The sequence below is a fragment of the Microbacterium sp. B19 genome (assembly GCF_000333395.1).
In the GTDB taxonomy this organism is placed as follows: Bacteria; Actinomycetota; Actinomycetes; order Actinomycetales; family Microbacteriaceae; genus Microbacterium.
This window is the reverse complement of record NZ_BADA01000237.1, coordinates 1-3327: the sequence shown is the minus strand read 5'-3', so window position 1 is coordinate 3327 and position 3327 is coordinate 1. Positions and strand designations below refer to the sequence as shown.

The following is a 3327-nucleotide window of genomic DNA, read 5'->3' as shown; positions in this document are numbered from 1 at the left end:
TCATCGCGTAGCCGACGTTGTCGTCCGTCTCCGAGCGCGCGAAGACGACGCCGGCGACCTGTCCCTCGGGAGTGAGGAGCGGTCGCCCGGAGTGCCCCGGCCGCACGACCGCACCCAACGCGTAGATCTCCCGCGGCGCCGACTGGTCGCCGTAGATGTCGGGTACCGGAACCGTGCCCTCGGACAGCACCTGGGCGTTCCCGGACGTGAACGGTCCGCCGTACGGGTAGCCCTGCACGACGGCGGCAGAACCGACACCGAGCGCGGGGACGACCGGGAGGGCCGCGGCATCCAGTCCGTCCACCGCGATGACGGCGAGGTCGTCGGTCGGGTCGAAGTACACGACCCGTCCCTCCTTCGCCTCCTGTCCGGGCAGTTCGACGAGCGGCGCGTCGACCCCCGCGACGACGTGCGCGTTGGTGAGGACGCGGTCGTCGCCGACGACGAACCCGGATCCGCTCGCGGTGATGCCGCACGCGTACGCGGTGCCGGTGATGCGGGCGACCGACTGCGCGGCCTGCGTAAGGGCGGGGTCGTCGAGCGCGATCGCCGGGGCGCTCTGCACCGGACCGATCTGGATGAGCTGGCCCAGCCGCGGGATGCCGTCGGCGAAGACGGCACCGCGCAGTTGCGCGAGCGCGGAACGGACGGGGTCGGGGGTGAGCCGGTCGATCGTGCGGACGACGTTCGACGACGCGAGCGCGGCCGAGACGACCGGAACACCCGCGGTGGTGAGCGTGCCGGCGAAGAACGACAGCGCGAGCGCGGCCGCGGCGAGGTTCACGACCCCGCCGAGGATCCGCTCGGGCACGCGCAGCTTGATGCGGTCGGCGCCCCGCCGCAGGGCGTTCCCGACGGCCGTGCCGAGCGCGGCGCCGAGGAGCAGCAGCAGAACACCGGCGGCGACGATCGCGGCCCCACGCCACATCGAATCGCTCACCCACGATCCGACGTACGGGATCAGCCAGAACGCGGCCGCGCCGCCCACGGCGAGGCCCGCGAAGAAGCCGATCGTGGCGAGGAATCCCCGCGCGAGGCCCACGACGAGAGCCAGCGCGAGGAGCACGATCAGCACGATGTCGACAACCGGCATCCGTACCTCCAGGGTCGAGCGCCAGGGTACGCGGCGGCGCTGGGAGAGTCCCGTTTTGTGGTTCGGGTCACGATGACATTAAGATCGTGCTCGGAGATATGGTCACAATGACACGAACCCCTCGCCCCGAACCCCGCGACGCCGACGTGCGCGTCGCGGTGTCGACCGTGATCTTCAGCGTCCGCCGCGATGCGCACGACGAACCCGTCCTCTCCCTCCCGCTCGTCCGACGCACGCGCGATCCGTTCGACGGCCGCTGGGCGCTCCCCGGCGGGTGGCTGGACCCGGCCGAGAGCCTGGATGCCGCGGCATCCCGCACCCTCGAAGAGACCACCGGACTCACCCCGAGCTATCTCGAGCAGCTCTACGCGTTCGGCGCGGTGGATCGCTCCCCCACGCGCGTCGTCTCGATCGTCTACTGGGCGCTGCTGCGCTCCGACGAGGTCGACGCGCAGGTCGCCGCGCACGCCCGCGAGGGCGACGCCCCCGAGAACGTGGAATGGTTCGACGCCACGCACCTGCCGGCGCTCGCGTTCGACCACAACGACATCGTCGAGTACACGCTGTGGCGTCTGCGCAACAAGGTCGGCTACAGCCGCATCGCGCACGGACTCCTGCCCGACGAATTCACCCTCGCCGACCTGCGCGAAGTCACCGAGACGATCCTCGGCCGACGGCTCGATCCGGCGAACTTCCGTCGGCAGATCGACACCTCCGACACCGTCATCCCGACCGAACGCTTCCGGACCGGAAGCCACCGACCCGCCCGCCTGTACCGCTACAACCGTGACGTGGAGCTCGCCGATCGCGGCCCGCTCACGTCCCGTCACTGATCGGACCGCCCATGAGCACGACAACCCTCACCCTGCAGCCTCGCCCCGAGATCGACCCGTCCGTCGACCACGTCATCCAGGCGATCGTCTCCGGCGCGTCGACCGACGCGACCTGTACGACCGACCTCGCGGTGGGGCCCTGGGACTTCGACACGCGTCCCGGGTACGGCCCGGGTTCGTCGATGGGCGACGTCATCCCCACCGGCGCGCCGCGCCAGGGCGAGCTCCCCCGCGAGTACCGCGAAGCCTCCGACGACGAGCTCGACGCCCGCATCCGCGCCGCCAAAGCGACGCTCGGCGACCGGGTCGTCGTGCTCGGACACTTCTACCAGCGCGAGGAGGTCGTGCGGCACGCCGACTACGTCGGCGACTCGTTCCAGCTCGCCAACGCCGCGAAGGCCCACCCCGAGGCCGAGGCGATCGTCTTCTGCGGCGTCCACTTCATGGCCGAGACCGCCGACCTGCTCTCGCGCCCCGAGCAGTCGGTCATCCTCCCGAACCTCGCCGCCGGATGCTCGATGGCCGACATGGCCAGCATCGACCAGGTCGAGGAGTGCTGGGAGCAGCTCGCCGACGTCCTCGGCGACCTCGAGACCCCGGATGCCGACGGCCTCCTGCCCGTGATCCCGGTCACGTATATGAACTCCAGCGCCGCCATCAAGGGCTTCGTCGGTCGTCACGGCGGCATCGTGTGCACCTCCTCCAACGCCCGCACCGTGCTGGAGTGGGCGTTCGCGCGCGGTCGCCGCGTGCTCTTCTTCCCCGACCAGCACCTGGGCCGGAACACCGCGAAGGCGATGGGCGTGCCGCTGGACCGTATGCCGATGTGGAACCCCCGCCGCCCCCTCGGCGGCTCCACGGCCGAGCAGCTCGAGGACGGCCAGGTCATCCTGTGGCACGGCTTCTGCTCCGTGCACCGACGGTTCAGCGTCGCGCAGATCGACAAGGCCCGCGCCGAGCACCCGGGCGTCCGGGTGATCGTGCACCCCGAGTGCCCGATGGACGTCGTCGACGCCGCCGACGAGGCCGGATCCACCGACATCATCCGCAAGGCCATCACCGCGGCCGACGAGCCCACGACCTTCGCGATCGGCACCGAGATCAACCTCGTGCAGCGCCTCGCCGCGCAGTTCCCGCAGCACGAGATCTTCTGCCTCGACCCGGTCGTGTGCCCGTGCTCGACGATGTACCGCATCCACCCCGGCTACCTCGCGTGGGTGCTGGAGTCGCTCGTCGCGGGCGAGGTCGTCAACCGCATCACGGTTCCGGCCGACGTCGCCGAACCCGCGACGGTCGCCCTCGAGCGCATGCTCGCGGCCAAGCCGAACGGGGCCGTGAAATGACCCGCGTCATCGTGGTCGGCAGCGGCATCGCCGGTCTCACCGCGGCCCTGCACGCGGC

General features: G+C 71.1%; 3 protein-coding genes. 2 read left to right on the top strand and 1 reads right to left on the bottom strand.

What is annotated here, in order from left to right; translation table 11 throughout:
- The coding region (locus I5G_RS09120; RefSeq protein WP_022878786.1) for a MarP family serine protease at positions 1-1093 on the bottom strand (1093 nt) is incomplete at its 3' end.
- 98 nt (positions 1094-1191) lie between these two features.
- Between I5G_RS09120 and I5G_RS09115 the strand changes: the two genes are divergently transcribed.
- Positions 1192-1926: an NUDIX domain-containing protein gene (locus I5G_RS09115; RefSeq protein ID WP_022878785.1), complete on the top strand. Its 735-nt coding sequence runs from the start codon at positions 1192-1194 to the stop codon at positions 1924-1926.
- A gap of 11 nt (positions 1927-1937) precedes the next feature.
- Positions 1938-3269 (top strand): quinolinate synthase NadA, encoded by a 1332-nt coding sequence (nadA, locus tag I5G_RS09110; RefSeq protein WP_022878784.1) that lies wholly within the window; start codon positions 1938-1940, stop codon positions 3267-3269.
- Positions 3270-3327: the final 58 nt, after the last annotated feature.